The organism is Pseudoalteromonas sp. SCSIO_11900 (assembly GCF_000576475.1).
Lineage (GTDB): Bacteria > Pseudomonadota > Gammaproteobacteria > Enterobacterales > Alteromonadaceae > Pseudoalteromonas > Pseudoalteromonas tetraodonis.
The window spans coordinates 206,244-228,773 of sequence record NZ_KK070025.1 but is presented as its reverse complement, the minus strand read 5'-3'; the positions used below and the strand labels follow the sequence as shown (position 1 = coordinate 228,773).

17 protein-coding genes are annotated in these 22,530 nt (G+C 39.0%); 1 reads left to right on the top strand and 16 read right to left on the bottom strand.

Annotated features, from left to right (window positions below):
* Window positions 1-55 precede the first annotated feature (55 nt).
* From BG00_RS15270 to BG00_RS17530, 11 genes are all read right to left on the bottom strand, one after another.
* Window positions 56-871 carry a TlpA disulfide reductase family protein gene (locus BG00_RS15270; RefSeq protein WP_036983750.1) on the bottom strand — a complete coding sequence of 272 codons (816 nt, stop codon included), beginning with the start codon at window positions 869-871 and terminating at the stop codon, window positions 56-58.
* Between the two features lie 355 nt (window positions 872-1,226).
* Entirely contained in the window at window positions 1,227-1,943 is a 717-nt protein-coding gene (locus BG00_RS15265; protein ID WP_036983748.1) for an SIR2 family NAD-dependent protein deacylase, read from the bottom strand.
* A gap of 27 nt (window positions 1,944-1,970) precedes the next feature.
* Window positions 1,971-2,297 (bottom strand): cyclic-phosphate processing receiver domain-containing protein, encoded by a 327-nt coding sequence (locus BG00_RS15260; RefSeq protein ID WP_036983745.1) that lies wholly within the window; start codon window positions 2,295-2,297, stop codon window positions 1,971-1,973.
* A 416-nt stretch (window positions 2,298-2,713) separates the two neighbouring features.
* Window positions 2,714-3,811, bottom strand: a complete 1,098-nt coding sequence (locus BG00_RS15255; RefSeq protein ID WP_036983743.1) for a cell division protein FtsZ — start codon at window positions 3,809-3,811, stop codon at window positions 2,714-2,716.
* Window positions 3,812-3,884: 73 nt separating this feature from the next.
* Window positions 3,885-4,859 (bottom strand): helix-turn-helix transcriptional regulator, encoded by a 975-nt coding sequence (locus BG00_RS15250; protein ID WP_036983742.1) that lies wholly within the window; start codon window positions 4,857-4,859, stop codon window positions 3,885-3,887.
* A 247-nt stretch (window positions 4,860-5,106) separates the two neighbouring features.
* Complete coding sequence (locus tag BG00_RS15245; RefSeq protein WP_081762929.1) at window positions 5,107-7,167, bottom strand: DUF262 domain-containing protein; 2,061 nt, start codon at window positions 7,165-7,167, stop codon at window positions 5,107-5,109.
* Entirely contained in the window at window positions 7,160-8,665 is a 1,506-nt protein-coding gene (locus BG00_RS15240; protein ID WP_036983741.1) for a DUF262 domain-containing protein, read from the bottom strand. The genes BG00_RS15245 and BG00_RS15240 overlap by 8 nt, the downstream gene beginning before the upstream one ends.
* A 148-nt stretch (window positions 8,666-8,813) precedes the next feature.
* Entirely contained in the window at window positions 8,814-12,119 is a 3,306-nt protein-coding gene (locus BG00_RS15235; RefSeq protein ID WP_036983740.1) for a type I restriction endonuclease subunit R, read from the bottom strand.
* A 50-nt stretch (window positions 12,120-12,169) separates the two neighbouring features.
* Window positions 12,170-13,729: a restriction endonuclease subunit S gene (locus tag BG00_RS17825; RefSeq protein WP_036983739.1), complete on the bottom strand. Its 1,560-nt coding sequence runs from the start codon at window positions 13,727-13,729 to the stop codon at window positions 12,170-12,172.
* A complete protein-coding gene (locus tag BG00_RS15225) occupies window positions 13,719-15,332 on the bottom strand; it encodes a type I restriction-modification system subunit M (protein ID WP_036983737.1) in 1,614 nt (537 codons plus the stop codon). Before BG00_RS15225 ends, BG00_RS17825 begins: the two co-directional genes overlap by 11 nt.
* A gap of 202 nt (window positions 15,333-15,534) precedes the next feature.
* On the bottom strand, window positions 15,535-15,780 hold the full coding sequence (locus BG00_RS17530; RefSeq protein ID WP_081762928.1) for a YfhL family 4Fe-4S dicluster ferredoxin: 246 nt from the start codon (window positions 15,778-15,780) through the stop codon (window positions 15,535-15,537).
* Window positions 15,781-16,049: 269 nt separating this feature from the next.
* Between BG00_RS17530 and BG00_RS15215 the strand changes: the two genes are divergently transcribed.
* Window positions 16,050-17,756, top strand: coding sequence for a hypothetical protein (locus BG00_RS15215; protein ID WP_036983734.1), 1,707 nt, complete (start codon window positions 16,050-16,052; stop codon window positions 17,754-17,756).
* Window positions 17,757-17,856: 100 nt separating this feature from the next.
* On the opposite strand, the gene BG00_RS17725 is transcribed toward BG00_RS15215, so the two are convergent.
* The 5 genes from BG00_RS17725 to BG00_RS15190 all read right to left on the bottom strand — a co-directional run bounded on the left by BG00_RS17725 (window position 17,857) and on the right by BG00_RS15190 (window position 22,517).
* Complete coding sequence (locus BG00_RS17725) at window positions 17,857-18,042, bottom strand: helix-turn-helix domain-containing protein (protein WP_150111322.1); 186 nt, start codon at window positions 18,040-18,042, stop codon at window positions 17,857-17,859.
* 1,194 nt (window positions 18,043-19,236) lie between these two features.
* Window positions 19,237-19,620, bottom strand: a complete 384-nt coding sequence (locus tag BG00_RS15205) for a hypothetical protein (protein WP_036983732.1) — start codon at window positions 19,618-19,620, stop codon at window positions 19,237-19,239.
* A 93-nt stretch (window positions 19,621-19,713) separates the two neighbouring features.
* Window positions 19,714-19,950, bottom strand: coding sequence for a hypothetical protein (locus BG00_RS15200; RefSeq protein WP_036972360.1), 237 nt, complete (start codon window positions 19,948-19,950; stop codon window positions 19,714-19,716).
* Window positions 19,951-20,040: 90 nt separating this feature from the next.
* Window positions 20,041-20,892: a hypothetical protein gene (locus tag BG00_RS15195; RefSeq protein ID WP_036983731.1), complete on the bottom strand. Its 852-nt coding sequence runs from the start codon at window positions 20,890-20,892 to the stop codon at window positions 20,041-20,043.
* 2 nt (window positions 20,893-20,894) lie between these two features.
* Window positions 20,895-22,517: an AAA family ATPase gene (locus BG00_RS15190; RefSeq protein ID WP_036983730.1), complete on the bottom strand. Its 1,623-nt coding sequence runs from the start codon at window positions 22,515-22,517 to the stop codon at window positions 20,895-20,897.
* Window positions 22,518-22,530: the final 13 nt, after the last annotated feature.

Below are 22,530 nucleotides of genomic sequence, written 5' to 3'. Positions count from 1 at the left end.
GCTGCTTTTTAAAAGGGCATAAAAAGGAATGACGCGATTAAACAGCAATACACCGTTATTTATTATCACTAATAGCTTGAATATAATAGCCTAAACTCGCATGAGAAAGCTCTCCCATATGACTGGTGACTAACTCACCTTGGCTGTTATAAAACAAAGTGGTTGGTAAGCCCGCAGCACCTGATTCGCGACTCACATTACTACTTTGATCAAAAAACACATGATTAAGGTCGAGTTGCTGTTCATCAAGGAACGCTTTTACCGTGTGTAAGTCTTCGCCTTGGTTTACAAACGCCACCGTAATATTTGGATTATTTTTTTGAGCCGCTTGTAGCACCGGCATTTCTTTTCGACACGGCGGACACCACGACGCCCAAAAGTTAATCACCACCGGCTTACCTTTAAAGTTTTGTAAGTTAACTTGCTGCCCTTGAATATTATGCACAACAGACTGCGGTAACTGCACACCCGTTTGGTAAATAGACAGCGCAAAATTAGGAATAATCATTGAACAAAAACCAACAAACCCAGCAATAGCGTAGTGTTTCATTACCGCTTTTTTACCACGGGCATAAAACGCTAAAACCACTATGCCGCTGAGCCAACCATAATAACCAATAAAACCACCGTCGCTAATATTAAAAAGCTGCCACCAATTACCTTGATAAGCATCCCACATAGTAAACACAAACGCTAAACGCGAGACTAAAAAGCCCACCACAATTGCTTTAAAAACCGTATCTAAAATCGCTTTTTGTAATGGATGTTGGCGCGTTAATAAATAGGTAAGCCCCCAAAAAATGCCTAACCCTAAAAAAATAATTAACTGAGAAATGGAAATAACCAAAGGTCCAAGAGAAATACTTAACATTGCTACCGTCTTCTTAATAATGTATTTAAGTACCTAAAATAACGAGTACCAGCGTGAATTAAATACCAACAATAACATAATGTAAGTTGTACTGATTATTAATAACGCATAATAGGTTATGTATACCAGCAGCAATACATAACCTATTTAACCTGAACTTTGGTTAAGAGATTTACTAACGTATTGAATCAAAATTGATATTTATGTTTATTTTCTCTAGCCAGAGATTTCCAGTGAAAACAAGGCGAAATTACGCGTCAATAGCTCGCCTATTGCAAGTAAATTCAACGTAGTTAGCGCTGTAAATAGCTGCTTGAGATAGATTTATTATCCAGAGTTCAGGTTATTTACCTAACTAACCTTGTTGCTGTATGTACTCCAATGCAGTCATTTTTTTATAGCTTACGTTTGTATGCATAACGTGAACTGGATCAGGGTCAACAATTTCAATTGGAATAGCATAATTACGCGCAATATCCAGCGCCATTTGAGTAATGTTCACGCTAAACGAAGTACCCATAAACACCATTTTATCGGCATCAATCATTCGCTGTTGTGCTTCAGTAATACGGTAAAGTTCCGTGTAATATTCATCAAATAGCAGCACATAGGGTTTAAACGAGCGATTGACCTTAGGATTATTATTTTCAATGTTAAACAGCTCAAGTAATGAGTCATTTAAACGATTTTCATCGACCTTATCCCAAGGTGCTGTTTGCGGTTTTACCAGACCATTTTTATGAAATAAGGTCATTTGATCAAGCCGCCCATGAATAGCAATATAATTTTTATTACCGGATTTGCCGTCTAGCCCGTCAATATTTTGGGTAATTAGGTTTTTGTCGCTAAGCCAATGATGCACCTCGTTAGGGCCATGATTACGATAGGTAGCAAAGCGATGATAATACCAAGCTAAAAATTCTCGCGGATTATTTTTATACATGGCACGGGTTGCCATTTGCATGGGTGTATAATTTTTACTGCCAATGGTCCAAAAGCCATCCTCACCACGAAAAGTTGGAATACCACTAGCAGCACTCACACCAGCTCCTGTAATGTATAACGTATTCATAAAAATATTCCTGTTTACTTGCAAAGCTCACCACTCGCCATCACAGCGTTTAGAACCCTTTTGATTTTTAGCCAGTAAATTAATTTGTGTAATTGCGCGTTCCATTTTAATTCGTGCTGAGCTATTGGCTGAATGAACGGCTATTGTTGGCGGTACAAAGCCATCAATAAACACTGCCTGCTCAATCCAAAGTAAAACGTCATAGCCAGTGCCTTTATTATCATTCCCTAAATCATGGTCAAGGCTAAGCAGCTTTACTTTACCAGTCTTCAAAAGTTTAATCACTTCACTAGGCCAAAAGGCTCTGAACCAACCGGTTGGTGTTTCTCTTTCATCATCTAAATATACATTCATAGGGTTATCTCACTGAAAAATGTATTCAGACTCTCAAAGCAGTAACTAGGGCCTGTTTATCTTTCGAGGTTGAATTTGCAGCAGTCTGTTTGGTAATTAGGCAAGACAGAGCCTATGTAGTGTGGTTGTTCCCCATAAATAGGCGATAACGTAGCATAAATGCCAAACAGGCGCTGCCCGAAGGGTTTCTGCCTAGGGGTCATTTACTCTTTGTTGCCTACATGGATGTAGGTAAGGGGCGTGAGCAGGACGCGGAAGCTTTGCTCGGTTTTTACTAATTCTTACATGGATGTAAGCCAGTAGAATAACGCAGGAGCAGTTATCGAGCCCACTAGGTTACAAACCTCGCGCCGCGATTAAATGGCCCCTAGATTGAACAAATTTTAATCCTGAAAGGTCAACAGGCCCTAACATAGTTATTTTCCACAAGGAGCTGGTGCTTGATTACGTATAAACGCTGGTATGTCAAAAATATCAGAAGCTTGAGGTTTAGCTCTTGCAGCTGGCGACTGTTCGGTTTCGCTACTAGGCGCATTATCGAAAGGTTCAACAATTATCTTAGCGCTTGCTCCTGTGGCGATGATCAACAGTTCATAATTCATTGCTAAATTTTCAATTTTAGAAACACCACAAATAACTAACGCGTTTGGGCTGACCCGCTGGCGCACTGTATCGGTAATGAGGTTATAACTACCGAGTGAAATTTCATCTTTGCAATTTACTTGTATTATTACACCCGTACTTGATGACATATCTACCTGATTAACAAGTGGGTTATTGAGTGCACTATCAAGTGCAGTAGTAAGCTCGTTTTCTTCATCGCATTTACCAACACCTAGGACTGCATCACCCTGGCAATCCATAATTTTAGCAAAGTCATTTAAATCAACATTTATAAGCCCTTGAAAACAAAGCATATCGATGAGTGATTTTATCAGTGAGTGGAGTATTTGGTTTGAGTGTTTAAACGCATCAAATAATCCTATATCGTTACCAAGCACTTCAATAAGTTGATCGTTAGGGAGCGTAATAACCGCATTAGCATGCTCTTTAAGCTCATTTAAACCTGCTTGCGCTATATTATTTCTAAACTGTCCTTCACTACTAAATGGCAGTGTAGCAACAAATATAATGGGCTTACCTTGCTCACTAGCAAGCTCTGCAATATACGGGCTAGCGCCAGTCCCAGTACCGCCACCCAACCCTGTTGCACACAGAATTATATCGCAGCCATTAATAAGCATTAAAAGCTGCTCTTTACTCTCTTCCGCCGCTTGCAGCCCAACTTTAGGGTCGGCTCCTGCACCATACCCATGAGTGAGCTCTGCACCTATCAGTACTGCTTCATCACTCTGTGTATGCTCAAGCACTACTTTGTCGGTATTAACGCTGTACAAGTGCGCCTGCTCAGACTCGCGTTGTTCAAAAATACTATTAAGCGTATTACATCCACACCCACCAATGCCAAATACACCAATCGATAAACCATCATTTTGCTGAATTAATTGAAACATAACCACTCCTTAACTTTTAAAGGAGCATAACAAATAGGTGCGTCAAAAATTGACGCACTCAAATTAATTAGCGTTATTGATAGTTACTAGCAGCCGCTTTAAGCTTTGTGGTAATTCTTTTTCTAATGCGCTCAGGTTTAATAACTTCCAGCCAATGAGCACATTTAAATAGCTCATCGGTTAATTGTTCAGTATCAATAGTTTGATAGGTAAATAATACATTTTTTTCATCAATATGTTGCTTGTCAGTCAGCTCACCAAGCTCAATAAACCCTTGATTAACCGCCGAGTCGCTGGGTACTTTCACAACTAACTCAATCGTTTCTTGCTTCATACCTTTATTAATCGCACTGCGTAACGACTTTAACTGCTCAGCAGTTGGCTCTCGTCGTGTTTTTTGCAGGATATGAACATTGCGAATGCGATAAACCGGCATCTGGTAACATTTATCGTGAAGCGACCCCACCATAAACTGCGCCATTAACACGCCGCCTTGCTCAACTAAGTTATAAAAACTCAGCTCAGTAAATTTTAACCAATGTGCCTCATCGTACAGCACTCTATAAAGCTCAGCGCTCACAGCACGCTTATGCTTAATCGCATGCTCAATTTGCGCAACTAATTTGCTATCAATATTCACTTTTAACGACGGTTTTGGCAGAGTTGAAAGCCAGTCAGGCACATGCCCATTAACACGTTTAAGCGCCTGCTCTGCTTTAATATGAACTGAGCGTTTAACATCGCTCGGTATAGATTGCGGTAGTAATTGCTCTAGCAGCAAATAATGCTCTGCAACTTCGGTACTCATTACTCTTGAGTTGCTACTTCGCCACTGCGCATTGATAGACCAGCCATAGGGCTTACTGCGGCTATCTTTTTCAAGCCCAAAGCAACCTTGCTCGTAAAGTGATTGTAGATCGCGTTGCAGCATACGAATTGAAATATCAAAGCCACGTTCAAGCAATTTTTGCTGCAACTGGTGGGTCGAGATAGAGCCAGGCGCTATTGGCACAAACTCTAAAATTAATAAATGGCGGTGTGAATTCATTATGCCTTACTCAATATATAAAGGTGAGATAGAACATCATGGCTTTTTATCTTCCACAAAAAATTAAGATGCTGATTCAACCTAACAAATTACACCCATTAAAATTCCACGCAGTTAGCCTAAAATAGCTGCTTAAAAAAGATTTATTACCCAAATCGGGGCTTCTATTTGCTTTGGCAAAGCACTTAACGCTTAACTCTCATGGCAGTGGTCAAATTCACTTGCTCTACAAGCTTTAATCGCATAATTATTCCGTGTAACCATAATGCTCTGCTAACGCTGTTAACATTTCTTTCTGGTGTTGTTTTATTTGCTCCTTTTGCCAATCATTTTGCTCTTTCAACAGTTTAAACATGGCTTTTAACTTTAAAGAGTCATATTGCGGTTTGGCTTCAAAATCAACCCATTTTTTCTTAACCGCCTGGTTGCTGTATGACGAATTTTCACCAGGGCTTAATAAAACTAAATTACCAAATGCATCTAAAAAGTCTCGCTCCAACACATTTTGATGCTCTTCACGCTGTGGATATACGTGCTCAACAGAATTTTTAGCTGTTATACGATACTTTTTAAACTGCTCTAGCTGCCTATCTGGCTCTTTTTTCCACAAAACATATTCTAGTTTTTGAAACCAATAATGTTCAAAACTGGTTCCTCTCGCTTGGGCAAAATAACCAACTTTTGCTTGCCAAGAATCTACTTCTGGTTGCTGTTGTTTAGCTTGCTTGAAACTGGCTATTTTTTGAGTTTCAGACTCACTAGCCATTGATAAATCGTTATCAATTTTTTCAAGCAGCGCTATAGCTTGCGCATCTTCAGTAATATTACCTTTTATCAAGCCTGCAATAAATGGTGTGATCCAATACTGTGCACTGCGTTCACCGGTAAAGTTACGTACGCTTTGCAGCATAACTAGTTCGTTTAACTCTTTTTGGCTACGATTAATGTACCACTTGCCACTTGATTCGCTTCGTGTCAGGTAGGTTAAACGTAATTGTTCGTCATCATTATCATCACGTTCAACCCATTTAACTACCCAACGATCAAATTGATAACGCACTTGCCACAACGTTTTAATAAACTCTTTAACTTTGTCTTCACTGGCGTTTGTTAATGGCTCAAAGGTTTCTAGTAGCTTATCAGCATGTACACGAGGAATAACATCATTAGTGTCTTCACCTAACTCTACAGCACGGTTAGCCAAATAAATGCGGTAAGCGTGGATAAGTAATAATGGGAAACTAATAATGGGACGACAATATACGGTTTCGGTTTCTAAATCGTAGGTGCCAGCGTCCTGCTCATTGTCAGGTTTGCAGCCTTCATCTTCTTTGCAACTAGTCTCTGTACTTGCTTTTAATTGCTCTGCTAGTTGCATAATAGTTAAGCCCTGTTTTTGCGTAGTGCTGCTAGCATTTTTTACAAATAACGTTTCGTCAAAGAAAGCTAAATGCTCTGCTTTAATATCATTCCACTTTGCGTTAGGAAAAACTTTACGTACATTACGTTCAAAGTAATTTTCCATATGTTCGCATGCTAACCACATGGCATCGAATAAAGGCTTATCTGTAGAAACTTGTTTAAGCAGTTTTGATTTTAATATATCAGCCTGCTCAAGCTGTATCCCGGCAGTATTCATGGTGGCGAATAAGCGGTTTAAATCCATTTGCTTAGGTACAATATTATTTACCCATTGCACATGATTAAAAATGTAATCGCCTAATAAAATGCGATCTTCGTGCTTAAGGGCTTTTACTTGTTGTTCTAATACTTGTAACGCTGCATATATGCGCTTTAAATATGGGTTTTCACCGATGGCTTCTAGCCCAGGGAATACGTAATCATCTAGACCAGCCAAACTACCTAACAATTGTTGAACTTGATCACGAATAGTAAATTGCAGTCTCGGCTGCTTTTTAAATGCCGCAATACCTGCAATGGCGGAATCAACTTTTGCCATTTTAAAAGCAAGCGCAATAAGTATTAACGTGGTGGTGCGTTGCTGGCCATCAATTAGCTCATAAAAGCTATTACCATCTTCATCTTGCTCAATTGAAGTAAGCACTGTACCAATAAAGTAATTAGCTTCTTTAGCCACTCGTGCATCATTAATATCTTTAAAGAGTTTTAATACAGCCTCATCAGGCCAAACATAAGGGCGTTGATAACTCGGTATACTAAATTGATATTCATTCGTTTGAATGTAATTTAATGTCAGCACCTGCGTTTCAACGCGATCTTGTGTCATTTGGCATACCTTGTCTTTAGTGTATTCTTTATTAACAACATTACTAAATGAGTTATCCATGTAGCACTCCATCCATTTTACGCTTGCTTAATACTAAAATATAATCATCTATCTTTGCGGTATAAGTATCAGCAAGCTCTTGTGCAGCAAGGCTAGTAATAACTTTTATTCCAAAATATTCACATACCTTAAATATAAAGCGTTTTTTAACGCTGTTTTTATCAACCGCTAAATTGGCAGGATCAGTTTTAAAACTAAAACGATCTAAATAATCAAAACACATGTTTGGTGTGTAACTAGCTGTAATCCAGTCAAGAACTGGATTATCGCGAACAAACGCTGATATGGAGTTTTCTCTCACTGCTTTTTGGTTGCTTACTCTTAGTGAGTAGATAACTCGAAACAGTTTTTTCGCGGCAATATCCAGTTGCTGTTCGCCAAATTGGCTAATGTAAATAAGCAATGCGGTGTCGTATAATCCTTTAACGTAACTACAACCGTCGAGTTGGCAGATCAGGTTTTGATAAAAATGGAAAAAGCGTGCAAGGGGGCTCCCTACTTGCACGGTATTATTTGCAGTTACCTGATTATTCTTAATAACACTGGTTAAGTACTTGCTTCTTAATTGCTCAAAATAGCTTAAATAATGAATGGTATTTATACCGCTATTTAACGGCTGCCTTAGCTCATAACCTTGTTGCGCTTGTTTGTCTATTTGGCCACCATCAGTTAAGTAAATTCGTTCAAATCGACCAAAAGCAATATCATCACCTTTACCGGTGCTTTCGCCAAGTTCATGTACTACAGCGCTTCTAACTAAATGTGGTTGACGGTGAGAAGGCACACTTCGGTTATACAATTTTTGCCAGTAGCGACCTTTAACTAGTAAGGCAACAACTGGGTTTAAATCGCCCAACGCTTCCCACTTAGCGGCAAACTCATTTTGGTTTTTCCGTGCAATAGCCCTAAGATGATGCGCTTTAATTATGTCTGGACCACTTAACCTTACCCCACCGGTATTCTGAGTTTCAAAAAAACGATAAGCATCATCTTCTGAGCGCGTAACAACAAGCGTCAAATTGATTTTATTTGCATCAAATGTAGCTATTTGGCTAGCATTACTGCTTTTCAGGAATTGCTGTAACCAAGCAAGGTTTTTAATGATTTGTTGTTGCGATTCTGGTGAGTCGTAGCTTAGGTTAAGTTCAAATACATCTAGTTCATTTTGCTGATTAGCCAAACTTTTCACATAGGCAATCAATGCTAAAGTGGTTAAGCGTTGCTGACCATCAATAATATTTAACTGTCCATTCTCTGCTGACTGATGCAAAATCACGCTGCCTAAGTAATACCCATAAGCAGTGTCACTTTGTGCTAAATCACTTAAAAACAGCTGATAATCACTAAGCAGTTTTTTTATTTGCACTTCCCCCCAGCGATAAGGTCGCTGATATTCAGGTATGGCTAACTTACCATGAATTTCAGTTCCATTAGCACTGACAATACTTTTCTTACTGTACAACTGAGCTAAAGTACAACTTGCAACTTCAACCGCCATGTCATCTCCTTGTAGTTAAAAAATTGCCAGATAAAAAATAACCTTATCCAACCTGTCATCACCCTTTCAATTCTAAAACTTATACTCGCAACAAAAACGTTACTAATGTTCAACAATCATCAGCAAAACAAACGAATCATCATCGGCTTTACACCTCTTTATTCGCTTTTACATTTTGCGCTTGCTCAAATATTTCTTTGTATACTTCATCGCGGCTGATTGGTGGGTATTTAAATTTAGCGAGTATTAAAATCAGCTCGACTTTTAGTGATGATTTAATATCGTCGCGGTGATTCCAATCAACAAATTTAACTTTATCGTCTACAATTACTTTTACTGCTTGAGCAAGCTCAATGAGCTTGTCTTCGGGGTAGTCAAAGTCGTATTTAATGGCGAGCATTTTTAAGGCGTCGTAAAAGCCTTTTTCTTCAATATCAATGCCTAGCTCGTCGCCGGCGTTCATTTCGTCGCGTACGCTGTAAATCATATCAACCATACTGTCTGAAAATTCATCAAGTACGCTACTTACCAGTACGTCATCTTCTTTTCGTTCGTTGTAGCGCTGTACCAGCGATTCAAAGCGTTTAGTAAAGTCGATACCTTGGGTTTGGTTTACTTTTTTAAGCTCGCCTATGGCTTTAGCTAGCATTTGTTGCAGTATTTTTATTTTGGTATTGGGGAGTTTTATTTTTTCTATTTTAGCGATGTAGTCGTCATTAAAAATATCAATTTCGCCGCCGTCTTCATTACCGAGTTTAAATACTTCTTTTACGCCGTCGCTTTGTAGGGCCTCGCTTATCATTTCACGTACTTTGGCGTTCATTTGCGCGGTATCGGGCGCTTCGCCTTTGGTTAACTTGTAAATAATAGAACGAATGGCAAGGTAAAAGTGAATGTGGTTTCGCTCGTTTTCGTTTATTTTTTCACTGCCACAACATACATCGTAAGCGGCTTTTAAACGCTTTACTAAATCCATAAAACGCTTTTGGCGTTTTTCGGTAATTAGCGCAAACTCAGCGGCGTGGTTTAAACAGTTTAGCTGGGCAACGGCTTCGCCTGTAAAGTAGGGGCTGCTGTCAAATTTATGAAATAACTCGGCAAGTAACGCCAAGTGGTTTTTTACCTCAATAACCGAGGCGGTAATGTCTTCAAAATTGGTTTCGTCAGTTTTTGAATACTGCGCTAACGCTTTATTCATTTCAGATTTAATACCAATGTAGTCAACCACTAAGCCTTTATCTTTGCCTTCAAACTGGCGGTTAACCCGCGAAATAGTTTGTATTAAGCTGTGCTTTTGCAATGGCTTATCTATGTACATGGTATCTAAAAATGGCACATCAAAACCGGTTAGCCACATATCGACCACTATGGCTATTTTAAAGTTTGAGTTTTTGTTTTTAAATTGCTTATCAAGCTCTTTACGTTCGTCTTTACTGCCAAGTAAATTATATAAGCGTTCAACGTCGTCTTTACCACGGGTCATCACCATTTTTACTTTTTCAGAGGGGGCTGCAATACGGCCCTCGCTAATAGCGCGCTTTCGCTCGGTATCTGATAGTGTTTGCGCGTCTTCGGTATCTACTACATCAAACCACTGTGGGCGTAATTCTTCTAGCTCTTGATACAGCTGATAGGCAATGCCACGCGAGCTACACACAAACATCGCCTTTCCTGCAATGGTAGAACCTTCCTCAACGCGTTTTTCGTAATGTTCAACAAAGTCCCTTGCTAATACACGTATGCGGTCAGGATCGCCTAAAATGCTATTCATGTTAGCGGTGGCTTTTTTACTGTCTTCTATTTGCAGTTCGTTACTGCCTGCATCGGCGCACTCTTTGTAATAAGCTTCAATTTCGGCCAGCTTGCTATTGTTTAAACACACCTTGGCGGCGCGGCCTTCGTACACAATGCGTACGGTTATTTCATCTTTAACCGACTCAGTCATGGTGTACGAGTCAACCACTTCACCAAACACATCAAGCGTGGCGTCTACTGGGGTGCCGGTAAAACCAACATAGGTAGCGTTTGGCAGTGAATCGTGCAGGTATTTAGCAAAACCAAAGGTCTTTTTTACGCCTTTGTCGGTAATGGTAATTTTTTGATCAAGATTTACTTGGCTACGATGCGCCTCATCAGAAATACAAATAACGTTAGTGCGGTCGGTTAATAACTGGGTATCTTCGGTAAATTTATGAATGGTGGTTAAAAATACCCCACCACTGTTACGCCCTTCAAGTAACTCACGTAAGTGAGTACGGCTGGTCACTGTTTTTACCGTATCGTCGCCAATGTAGGTTTTAGCATTGCCAAATTGCTGCGAAAGTTGATCGTCTAAATCGGTTCGGTCGGTAATTAAAATAATGGTGGGGCTTTTAAGCTCAACGCTTTTCATCAACAAGCGTGTTAAAAATTGCATGGTGTAACTTTTACCGCAACCCGTTGCGCCAAAATACGTACCGCCTTTACCATCGCCTTGTGGCTTTAAGTGGCGTTTTATATTTTCGAACAGTTTATTAGCCGCATAATATTGCGGGTAACGCGGCACAATTTTTATCTCTTTTTTGCCTGCGTTTTTATTATCAGAATCCGGGAAAAACACAAAGTTGCGCATTACATCGCGCAAACGCGCTTTATCAAACAAGCCCTGCAATAAGGTATGTAACGAGTTAATCCCCTCTTGCGCGGTTAGCTCTTGCCCCGTTACTTTTCCCCACGAGTAAAAAAACTGATACGGCGCAAATAAGTTACCCATTTTATTGTTTACGCCATCGCTTATAACGCACAAGGTATTAAACACAAATAACTGCGGAATAGCGCGCCTGTAGCGTACCGTTAACTGCTCATACGCTTCAAAAATTGGGGCTTGTTCGCGTATTGCGCTTTTAAATTCAAACACCACTAATGGCAAGCCATTCACATATAAAATGCCATCAGGAATACGCAGTTCAATGTTGTCGTAACTGGTGGGGCTTTCTATTTCTAACTGGGTAACAAACCGGTAAATATTGTCGTCTTGCAGGTAAGTAACGCTGGCTTCACTTACTTTATCTAAAGTAGCCATAGCACTGCCTGCTATTATGCTACTTTTAATACCTTGCTCAACGTTATCGTAATCTAGCAGCTGAACATACAAATCTTTTTGCGCTGCACTGCCTGCAACCCTGCCTCGCTCGCGTGTAAGCAAAAAGCCATCACTCAGCCACTTACAAAAGGTTTTATTACTTTCGTATAAATCACTGGCAGGGAGTTTTTCGAGCTTTGCAATTATTGAGTCTACTTCACCCGTGGTAATATTATTTTTAGCATAACGCTTGGTTAAAAAAGCACGGAGGTCGTCTTTAATTAATACTTCGCTGTTACTACGAGTAAGCTCACCACCTAATAAATGCGGGTAGCCTTGCTCGCCTAATAACTCAACCACCGCTTGTTCTAATTTGGCTTCAGTAAATTTCATCAAACATCCTTATTCTTTTTATTTTGCCTTTAAACGCTCAGCTAAGGTTATTAATCGACTACTTCTTCATCTGTGATTACATCGGGTATTTGTAATTCGCCAGAGATGAGCTTGGGTAGTAGCGTGTCACGGAGTTTTGTTAGCTGAGTCGTAGACTTATAATTCTGAACAATTTTATCTTTAATATCTTCAAAAAAATCAGAAGATTGCTTAAGAATCGAATTTGAAGGCATTAGAATTTCGAAACGATCAATTTCTTTTTTACCCAAGTGCGCAACAGTTGTACCAACTTGAGTATGTTCTTGAAATGCTAAAAGTGGAGCTAATGAGTATTTAATGAATAAATTACTAATATATTTTTTTCTTCCTTTAGCTAAAAATAAGCGCTGGTTTAAAAAACCATCTTCTCCTGACCAGACTGTCGCTCTAAATTCTGCATCCATTCCAACAACAATGTCCCCTGCTTTTATTAGCGTCCGCTTTGGATGTAGTTCATCACTCCAATTTTGTGGAGACCCTGTTTTTAAATCTCGAATACGAATAATAGGATACCCTATAGCATCATTGTTGAATTGCTTAGATTTGAACGGAGCACCGTATACTATATCAATTGATTCATAAATTGACTCCACTTCCCAACCCTTTGGTATCCAGCCTAGTTGTTCGTTGTGCTCGAACTCATTGGGGAAGTGGGCGTGGGTGTTTGCGTGTTGCGCTAATATTGTAGGGTTGGCGTTAAAGTTTGCTTTAACGGGTGTTTCAGCGGCTTTTTCTGATACTTGCACTGCTGATTGTGTTGCGTCTTTTGTTGCTTCTTTTGTAGGTAACTGTGCTTGTAACTCGTGAGCAAGCGCACTGAGTGAGGTTTTTATTTCGGCCGCATTGTGTAAGCTGTTCAGTGCCGCTAAGCGGCGCTGTGCTTTTTGTTTTAACTCGTCAGGCAGACTAGTTTCAAGGTTTTCTAACTTAAAATTAACGCTCGCAAGTAGGTTGTCGAACACGGGATCAAAATCAACAAACCAACTCTTAAATAACGCCTGCGCCATCTGTTCTAAGGTTTGGTTGGTTTGGTTGTTTAAAAATATTTTATCGTCAAGAGATTCAAGGCAATCCGCAATGTTTTTTTGAATTATTAAAGGTGGTTTAGAAACCTCTAATGTTTCAATCATCGTTTTAGTTAAAGCATTTCTCGTAGCCCCTGCACTAGCAAGATTTAATAAAACCTTTTGCATAAATGAGCTTGAAATCACATAACGTAAATACCTCGCATCAAACTCTTTGGGGTTTGGTCTGATAATAGCGACATGTTGATTTACCCTTGCAGGTAAATAGCTCTCTACTGCAAGACATACCCTAGCAACTGAATCACCTGTAATGTTTAATAAAATATCATTTTTTTCGATTACCACATTTTTTAATTTTTTTGCAGCATCTTCATCTATGTAAACAAGTCCTTGAGGTTTAAACCCATCGTTGTAGATGTTTTGACTTCGTATCAAGCATATTTCACCGTACTCTTTATAGACACTACTTCCGCCTCTTGGTGTAGCACCACTACCAATTTTCACACAATAATCACCTAAAGAAACCAATGGCCAATCACTCCCCATAACCCAGCGCCTCCAAGTTTTTACGAATGGCTTTATCAAGCTCATCGCTTTGGCTCATTTGGCTATAAAGGGTTTGGCTGAGCTCGGTCATTTTAGTCTCAAACGGAATACCGTCGTCTGCAATATCGGCAGCACCGACATAGCGCCCTGGGGTCAGTACGTAGTCGTTTGCTTTAATATCAGCAAGGGTGGCTGATTTACAGTAACCGGCGATATCTTCATATTTTTGCTCGTTATCTGTTACAAGCTCTTCGCCGCGCCAAAGGTGGTAGGTTTGGGTAATTTTAGCGATGTCGTCGTTAGTTAGCTCTTTTAAGGTACGGTTAACCATAGAGCCCATTTCGCGGGCGTCTATAAATAGGGTTTCGCCTTGGCGGTCGCGGCGTTTTAGTAGGCCTTTTTCGTTATTACCGCGTTTATCTTTACTTATAAACCATAAACAAACTGGAATTGTTGTGGTGTAAAACAGTTGCCCTGGTAGGGCTATCATACAATCGACTAAGTCGTTTTCGATTATTTTTTGGCGAATATCGCCCTCGCCACTGGTGTTTGAACTCATTGAGCCATTAGCTAGTACAAAGCCTGCGGTGCCATGCTCGCTGAGTTTTGAGATCATATGCATGATCCACGCATAGTTGGCATTACCGGTAGGCGGTGTTGGGTAACCTGCCCAACGGGCATCGTCGACTAATTCGTTATCGGCGCGCCACTGTTTTTGGTTAAACGGTGGGTTTGCCATGATGTAATCGGCTTTTAGGTCGGGGTGTTGATCTTTAAAAAAGGTATCGCCTGCTACATCGCCTAAGTTGCCCGAAATACCGCGCACGGCAAGGTTCATTTTAGCCAGTTTATAAGTGGTGTTAGTGTACTCTTGCCCGTAAATAGACACATTTTTTTGGTTGCCGTTATGGCTATTAATAAACTTAAGCGATTGCACAAACATACCGCCCGAGCCACAACAAGGGTCGTAAATTTTGCCTTCGAATGGCTCTATCATATCGGCAATAAGGGTAACAATTGACTTAGGCGTGTAGAACTCGCCCCCGCCTTTACCTTCAGATGCGGCAAATTTACCTAAAAAGTATTCGTAAACACGACCAACTAAGTCTTCTTCTGTTTTTTCGTTTTGGTTGGCAATGGTGTCGATATTATTAATGGTGTCGATAAGCGCTGAAAGCTTACTGGCATCAAGCCCTAAGCGTGAAAAGTAGTTATCGGGCAATGCACCGGCGAGTGATTTATTGTTTTTTTCAACCGCGTGTAGTGCGGTATCTATTTTAACGGCTATATCGCCTTGCTTAGCGTTGGCTTGAATGTACGACCAGCGTGCGTCTTCTGGTAGGTAAAACACGTTATCCATCGCGTAAAAGTCGACCATGTCGATGTATTCGTCGCCGTACTCGGCAATAATGGCTTTTTTACGCGCTTCAAACTTGTCACTAATAAATTTAAGAAAGATTAAGCTTAAAACAATGTGCTTATATTCGGCTGATTCAACACTGCCACGCAGTTTATTGGCGGCATCCCAAAGGGACTCTTCAAACCCGACTTGTGTTTTTTTTGCGGTTTTTTTTGTAGCAGGCTTTTTTGATGCAGCGTCCATGTGGTCTCTCTTTGCAAGAATATCAATATAATTTATTGGCTTATCATACAGCAAAGGTCGTGGGTTTTTGAGTTTTAATTATAAAATATATGAGGAGGTTTTTATCGATAACAATACGTAATATGCGAGCAGTTTAATTGTTGCGACAGTGTCGCAACTTTAGCTTCGTAACCCGATGAAACATAAAAAACCAATCAACAAACTACCCCGTCAATTTGACATATTTCTCAGCCAGTTCATCTAAGCTCTCACGATGATTAGGGTCGGGCTTTATGCAGTCAATGGGGCATACGCTCACGCAGGTCGGCTTGTCGTAGTGGCCCACACATTCAGTGCATTTTGTAGGGTCTATTTGGTAGATTTTGGCGCCCATATAAATGGCTTCATTTGGGCACTCGGGGTCGCACATGTCACAGTTGATGCATTTGGCGTTTATCAATAAAGCCATATAGTTGAATTCTCTATGTAAAGTTAGTAAAAACCTGGCTTTCAGCCCTGTTACGCTAATCTAGGGGCTGAGATATAACCGACTATTAGCGAAGCTATTTTACAATAAATGGAGATAATTAGTAACACAGTTAGTCACACAACTTTGTGTTTAATTGTGTTTCCAGTTTTTTGGAAATGTCTCTTCTCATACAATTTACCACGTGTGTGTAGGCCAAAGGCCAAAATTAGTTGGAGTCCTTTAAATTAAAGCCTCACGGATAAATTGTTATGAAAAAAAATAACCAAAATAAAGTCACTTTAGAAGAGTTTGAGAACGCTCAGGCAGAATGGAAAAGTGTAAAAGGCATTGGATCGATGTTAGACATTGAAAAGTGTGTGACTTTGCATAAAACCATGAGTCAATATCTTGTTGAGCAACACCAGTTAACCCCAAATAGTAAAAGGCCAGACTTAAGACAGAGCAAGTATTGCAAGGTGCACTACGTTAGAGTGCTCTTCACAAATAAAGCCACACACTTTTTTACTGACTTTCCTAAAAAGTTTGGGTTAAAAAATAGGAAGATTGGTACTTTGCCTCAAATGGACTTTGAATTAGCCAAAGCAAAAGCTTTAGAACTAACGAATACAAACAGAGATTATAATGTTAGCCCTTTAGCTGCATTTGATGCCTATGAAAAAGATTTAGAATTACGCGTATCAGCAGGATCATTAAAGCGAAATTCAGCCAATACCTACATTAGTCGTATCAACATTCTTCGTCCTTATTTTTCTGAAAAGCAAAGGTTTTCCGAGCTTACGTTGACCTCTATGGTTCAAATTATTAACCAGATTATTGAAGATTTCGAAGGTAAGGCTTACGTAAGAGAGCTTGTAGATGAGCTAAAGCGCGTTTGGGATGTTGCTAGCCAACAATTTAATGATGGTGAGAATCATCTATCAGGTCTAAGTAAAAAATACGTTATAAACAAAACGAAAAAGCCACTTCCTTCTAAGGCTCATACCGATAGAAAGTCGATTGCTGAACTTTTTGTAAATATGGGAATGGCACCTAGCGTTAATCAAAAAAACGCTGTTCGTTACATGATCCTTCAAGGTGTTCGACCAATTAATGTTTGCAATGTAAAGCTGGAATACATTGATTGCTTAGAATCGCCTAGCAAGATTACATATCCTGATGGTATTTATGAAGGCGAGGAAGCAGATATGAAAAATGGTGAAGAGTTTGTGATGCCTGTTACCGATACTTTGAAGGAGCTATTGTTAGATCAAATTAAGTGGCATAACGATAATTTCTTTAACTTTAAATCTGAGTGGCTATTTGTACAGCCTTCAGATCCAACAAAACCTTTTTCTAAAAGAAGCCTCGATAAGCTAGTAAAAGACTACAGCCCAATTAATTGTATTAAAGGAAAGATTAGTGCTGACGCTGTAAAAGGAAAATCAGGAGCATTTAATACTATGTGCCGTAAACACCTAAAAACAAACGTTAAGTCTTTGGTATATTTAGCATCAAATAAAACTGATTTAAGCCGCGCCACGTTAATTTCTAAACTTGTTATGCATCACTCGGTAAACGCAACTGATGGAGAATCCAGTGAACTAAAAGATTTTATGGACAATTTGAAGCAGCATTATGATTTCTCAGAAGAAGAGTATGGGTTTGAATTTCTTCTAAAATTAGAAGGCTTTAAGCTTCACCACCAGAGTATATTAGATGATATAGACACTTTGAAAGATACGGGATTAAGAGAGACTGGCCGTCAAGCGAAAGACCGTATGAGAAAGGCTGAAAACGATGAAAAACAACAATTGAGAAGTGAGATCATGAAGATCTTTGGAAAGCCTGACTATGCAAAGTTTATTAACTCGGTATTGCCTGGTGCGACACGCGTTGTTAAAGATATAATTCACACAGAGCAAGGTCGAAAGTTAATACGAGATTTTCTTGATTTGGGAGATAAACAGGCCGCATAGAGCCACATGCAACAAGCCTCAATTAATTGGGGCTTTTAAACTCAAACAGCAAAAAGAAAGCCCCGAAGTCGGGGCTTTTTTCCTATTTATAGCTGCTAAATTATCTAACGTGGCAGGCGTCGCGAAACTTTATGATAGAGTCTGGACAAAACAGTACATTCTTACGTGAAAACTTATAGCACTTTATAAGCTCTTTAAACGGGTGAGATTTACGGTATTCACCTAAAGTTTTTTCACACACACGCAATGCAGCACAAGTTTCTTCGATAGTCATTAATGGTTTCATAAATACTCCAAATATATTAGTAAGTTAATTTAAATATCTCTTCAAAGAAGATAAGAGTATTTTACCGAATTTCACGTTTCCAAAAAAATGTAAACACAACAGCCTTCGTCGCAAGATAAATTTTGGAAGTGAGAAAAAAGGATGCAGCTACTGAATAAATCTTGCATAACCACCCACACACCCGACAAAAACAGGGCGGGTAATAATTTGTTATAAATTCATGTTCAAAAAACAAGCAGCAAACCAGTAAGTTTATGAATTTAAATTGTTTTAATGAGACGGGTATTATTTTGTTAGGTTTATCTTGCACATGAGTTATGTTTCACTGAGAAATCATTGGTTAAAAATTTTAACATGATGAATTTAAAGCGTTTACGTGGGTATTAATTTGTTATGTTTAACGGGTACTATTTTGTTATAAATAACTGAAAAATACCCAACCAATATAACTAAAAAATACCCGCGTAAGTCATTGATAAAAAATGTATTCATTGAAAAATATGATTTCTAAACATAACTGAAAAATACCCGCATAACAAAATAATACCCACTTTATTTTATCAAAATCATGCAGTTAACTCGTAAGTTGTCATTTTTTAGAAACTCCCTCTAGATCTAGATAGAGATATTAGAATTAGATAGAAAGAGAGAGTGATGATTTTTGATCTAAAAATATCATGATGCTAATTTAAGTTAATAGTCTTGTTTTTAAGTAGTACATCAAAAATAACAAACCTATAAACCTCTCTAACGAGTTTTAATTGAAAATTTGATTGTGGTGCCATTGATTTAATTTAAGCATCTCAAAATCCCATTGAGGAGCTTTTATTCGAATTAACGTTGTGCATCTCGAAAATGAACCTTGAAATGCATAACTATGCAAAAACTATTCACTTGGGTAAAAAAAGCCCACTATGTGAGTGGGCAAATGAGAACACTAACTAACGAGGACTTGTGAGTTTTCATACTCATCTTATTGTTCAAATTTTTTGTAGAGCCATTTGGCAACGGTTGGTATGAGCCAAGCTCCTTGCAAACAATATTAACTTTGCAAATAAGGCACATTGAAATAACGTCATACCAGCGCTCGCGTGTTCACAGCACTATACAGACGGCGTTTTAGAATCATAAATACAGCCATCGATTAGATTACTAATACCAGTTTTAGCGCTATGTGAATAATCACAGGCATATTTAAAACTCCGCGTTCATCGACATTGAGATGTCATCACCCCAAGAACAAGCGCCGTGGTCATCATCAAACGTAACGAAGTTATCTTCGATTAGCATAAAACCAGAGCCACAATCAGAGCTAGTATGTTCACTAGCTGACGAAAAATCATCCGATATAGCCGTAATTTCAAAATCATTGTTTATCAACTCAAAATCAGGTGTTTCAATACAGCTACTGTCAATAGGGCAGGTAGACAAGTCTGTATCCAGAATTACGTTAGATTCAAGAGCACTATTGTTTTCAATACCAATTGATATTGGTTCATTAACTTCAAAAGAAGAAAGACTCTCATTTTCAGCTGGAACTGAGCAATGGTCGAACAGAGTTAAACTTAAAAGTGACATGATTTAATCCTTGTGTTTCTGCTGTCACCATTTGACGTTAATGAATTTCATATTGAATGCAAACAAAAAAAGCGCTCAATGGAGCGCTTTAGATTATGGTCGATACTTTTTCTTAAGTTTGAGTTTGAAAATCCTCAGACTAAGTTCCAATAAGCTTGTTAAAAACCAAGCTATGAGGGCATATCCACCTTGAAATGGATACGATTCATGTAGCTCCATACCAACAACTCGTTCAAGAACGATGGTGATTAAAATCACAGTTGATAATATCTTGAAGATCGTTGCCAATTCACTAATGAAAAACAATTTAAGCCTTTGATTTGAAGTCATGCAGTCCTCCTATTGTAATGTCCTGCATGACTAAATAGCTTCTTGAAGGGGAAAGTTTGGCTCTTTGTTTCTAAGGTAGCTGTCTCAATGCTATGGGTAAATTAAGTTGTGCTTAGTATATAAGAAGTTGACTACACCGCGAGAATTTAGCAATCCATGAAAAAATATCGAGTACCAATTGTTTGGAGTTTCAAATTTCCTATCATATTTTGATAACGCACTATTCAGGTAACGCTCAAACTCTGCAACGGATGCTATGTTTTCATCTGGCAAGGTATGAATACTCAAACTTGGATCTTTAACAAGCGAGTCCCATTGTCCCTCTAACCAGCCAATTAAGCCTGAAGGTAATATGACTTTTTCTGCATGAAACTTGATACTGTCAATTTCAGGGAGATTAGGCTGTGCATACTTAATTTTAATTTTTGCCATTGGAAATGCTGGATCTTGAGATATATCACAAGATATAAGCCTTTGACTTAATACATTGTCATAATACGGGTGTAATACTCGCCTATTTCCATCCTTTAAGTTGGTGCGTCTTTTTATATTGCAATCACAAGCGGGCACTAGATTTTTTGAATAAACAGCAAATTCTGGATAATCCTCTTTTGGAAACAAATGATCTAGAGTTCCAGTGCCCAAAGAGCCACACATTGGGCAAACAATAGGTGATGATTCTCTTAGGTCATTTATAAACTTTAAATCTTTAGGTGGCGATTTATAGTTCTTCTTTAAACCATCCGCTAGAGCATCAGTGATGTTGACTGGAGCAACATTAAACGCATTGCCATTGTTTGCATCATAATCTACATATCCATTGAGAATATCTTGCAATTCGTTTTTTAGGTAAGGATAGCTTGTTTCACCTAAGAGGTCGTTGTTGGAATTTGCTGTAGTTTTTTGTCTGTCATCCGTTGCTGGTAAAGGAAGCTTTTTCAAAATTAAGCCTCCATCATGCGCTTCAATCGCATTAAAGCTGATAGTGATATTTCATTACCAAGTTGTTCTTCTATATCAGCAAAGTTCTTGTCTTTCACTTTCTCGTAGAGCTTTTCTGAAAGTCTTATTTCAGTATCTTCCTGAAAGATAAACTGTGAAATAGAATCTACCGTTGCTCCAAATGTTGGTAGCCTTGGTTTGTCGGTCACTAGTCTATTATCTGATAATGAGAGCACTGCTACCTGTTCATTAGGTACTTCACGAACAAAGTAGGCTGAATGAGTAGCGATAAGTGCCTGAGAGCCTGTTTTTTCTAGTAAGAAGTCTAGTAGCCCTATGAAATCAACAATCATGTTAGGGTGCATGTGTGTTTCTGGTTCATCCATTAGTACAAACGTACCGTTTTCAATGAACAAGCAACTCAGTAATGCAAACTTAAAGAAAGTTAACTGACCACTACTAAGCGGATAGAGTCCGTCCCCTCTTTTTAATTTAGGGTCGAGGTTGTGCTCAATACTAGCCCAACGCATCAAGGAATCTTGTTCACCACCGCCATATAAAAAACTACTTACACTTACGGAGCGTTCAGATTTTAATTGCACTCGAATTGCTCTTGGGTCTAAGCCAGCTTCAGCAAGGGCATCTAAAAAAAGCTCTTTTCGCGAATATTCCCCAATCTCATCTTCACTTCTTGCTAATTGTACTAGGCAATCGCCAATATTATGTGTCCCTTTTCGAGTCAGGTTTAACCGTCTATAGTAAAGTTTTTGAGTAGTTCTTCTCTCTGGTGGAAACGTATTCGTTGTTTCTCCAGGTGTCGCTATCGCGATAATGCGGTTAATAAGAGGTCGTTTGCCGTCATCATCAACTAGTGACAAACCTTTATCTTTGTATTGAAGCGCACCACGACAAAATGCCTTTAGAGATTCGCTTTTGCCAACCCCATTTTTGCCAATAAGTACAAATATTCGCTTTGGTATAATACTTTGGTGATTGTATTCTAATGACAGCTGGTGAGGCTCATCAAAGCCATCCAGTTGGAACTTAAGTTCCAACGAATTGGATATCGCACTATCAATTTTTAGTTCTTCACCAATAACAATACTGTTGGCATTATGATAAGCAAAGAACGGTTCCGAGTTACGCATAAAGCCGAGTTTAAACACTTCAGTATCAATGGCTTTTTTTACCCACTTTTCATCAGTCTCTTTATATTGAGAAAGGTCGTTTACTGAGCGCAAAAATAGTTCAACTCCTTCACGGCCAAACTCGTCGTATAGGTCTCGGTAGCTTTGCATGTCAGGTAGCAAGGTAAAAAATGGAGGAAGGTCTTCCGAATAAACAACCTCTTGTTTGGTCTTTTTCAGGTGCTCAGATAAGGTTTCTCTTTTTTCATAAAATAGAGATTCCTCCTCTTCTTCAATATTGTCTGGTGCCATAAAACCAATGAGCATACTCCCTTCCATCGGTCTATGATTTTTAGATATACAAACCTTGAATTCGCACTTAATTTTATACCCGAAGTCGTTCCAAGACGTTTCAGCGGGTGAAATGATCACTTGACCTTCCAGAGGAACATGCTCAGCAGTTTTGTTTAGGCTAAATATAACCTGTAGTAATTCCATTTACTTTCCTTAA

Excerpts from the sequence above, each read along its gene's own strand:
- BG00_RS15270 (WP_036983750.1), bottom strand. The coding sequence starts at position 871 with ATGTTAAGTATTTCTCTTGGACCTTTGGTTATTTCCATTTCTCAGTTA.
- BG00_RS15265 (WP_036983748.1), bottom strand. The coding sequence starts at position 1,943 with ATGAATACGTTATACATTACAGGAGCTGGTGTGAGTGCTGCTAGTGGT.
- BG00_RS15260 (WP_036983745.1), bottom strand. The coding sequence starts at position 2,297 with ATGAATGTATATTTAGATGATGAAAGAGAAACACCAACCGGTTGGTTC.
- BG00_RS15255 (WP_036983743.1), bottom strand. The coding sequence starts at position 3,811 with ATGTTTCAATTAATTCAGCAAAATGATGGTTTATCGATTGGTGTATTT.
- BG00_RS15250 (WP_036983742.1), bottom strand. The coding sequence starts at position 4,859 with ATGAATTCACACCGCCATTTATTAATTTTAGAGTTTGTGCCAATAGCG.
- BG00_RS15245 (WP_081762929.1), bottom strand. The coding sequence starts at position 7,167 with ATGGATAACTCATTTAGTAATGTTGTTAATAAAGAATACACTAAAGAC.
- BG00_RS15240 (WP_036983741.1), bottom strand. The coding sequence starts at position 8,665 with ATGGCGGTTGAAGTTGCAAGTTGTACTTTAGCTCAGTTGTACAGTAAG.
- BG00_RS15235 (WP_036983740.1), bottom strand. The coding sequence starts at position 12,119 with ATGAAATTTACTGAAGCCAAATTAGAACAAGCGGTGGTTGAGTTATTA.
- BG00_RS17825 (WP_036983739.1), bottom strand. The coding sequence starts at position 13,729 with ATGGGGAGTGATTGGCCATTGGTTTCTTTAGGTGATTATTGTGTGAAA.
- BG00_RS15225 (WP_036983737.1), bottom strand. The coding sequence starts at position 15,332 with ATGGACGCTGCATCAAAAAAGCCTGCTACAAAAAAAACCGCAAAAAAA.
- BG00_RS17530 (WP_081762928.1), bottom strand. The coding sequence starts at position 15,780 with ATGGCTTTATTGATAAACGCCAAATGCATCAACTGTGACATGTGCGAC.
- BG00_RS15215 (WP_036983734.1), top strand. The coding sequence starts at position 16,050 with ATGAAAAAAAATAACCAAAATAAAGTCACTTTAGAAGAGTTTGAGAAC.
- BG00_RS17725 (WP_150111322.1), bottom strand. The coding sequence starts at position 18,042 with ATGAAACCATTAATGACTATCGAAGAAACTTGTGCTGCATTGCGTGTG.
- BG00_RS15205 (WP_036983732.1), bottom strand. The coding sequence starts at position 19,620 with ATGTCACTTTTAAGTTTAACTCTGTTCGACCATTGCTCAGTTCCAGCT.
- BG00_RS15200 (WP_036972360.1), bottom strand. The coding sequence starts at position 19,950 with ATGACTTCAAATCAAAGGCTTAAATTGTTTTTCATTAGTGAATTGGCA.
- BG00_RS15190 (WP_036983730.1), bottom strand. The coding sequence starts at position 22,517 with ATGGAATTACTACAGGTTATATTTAGCCTAAACAAAACTGCTGAGCAT.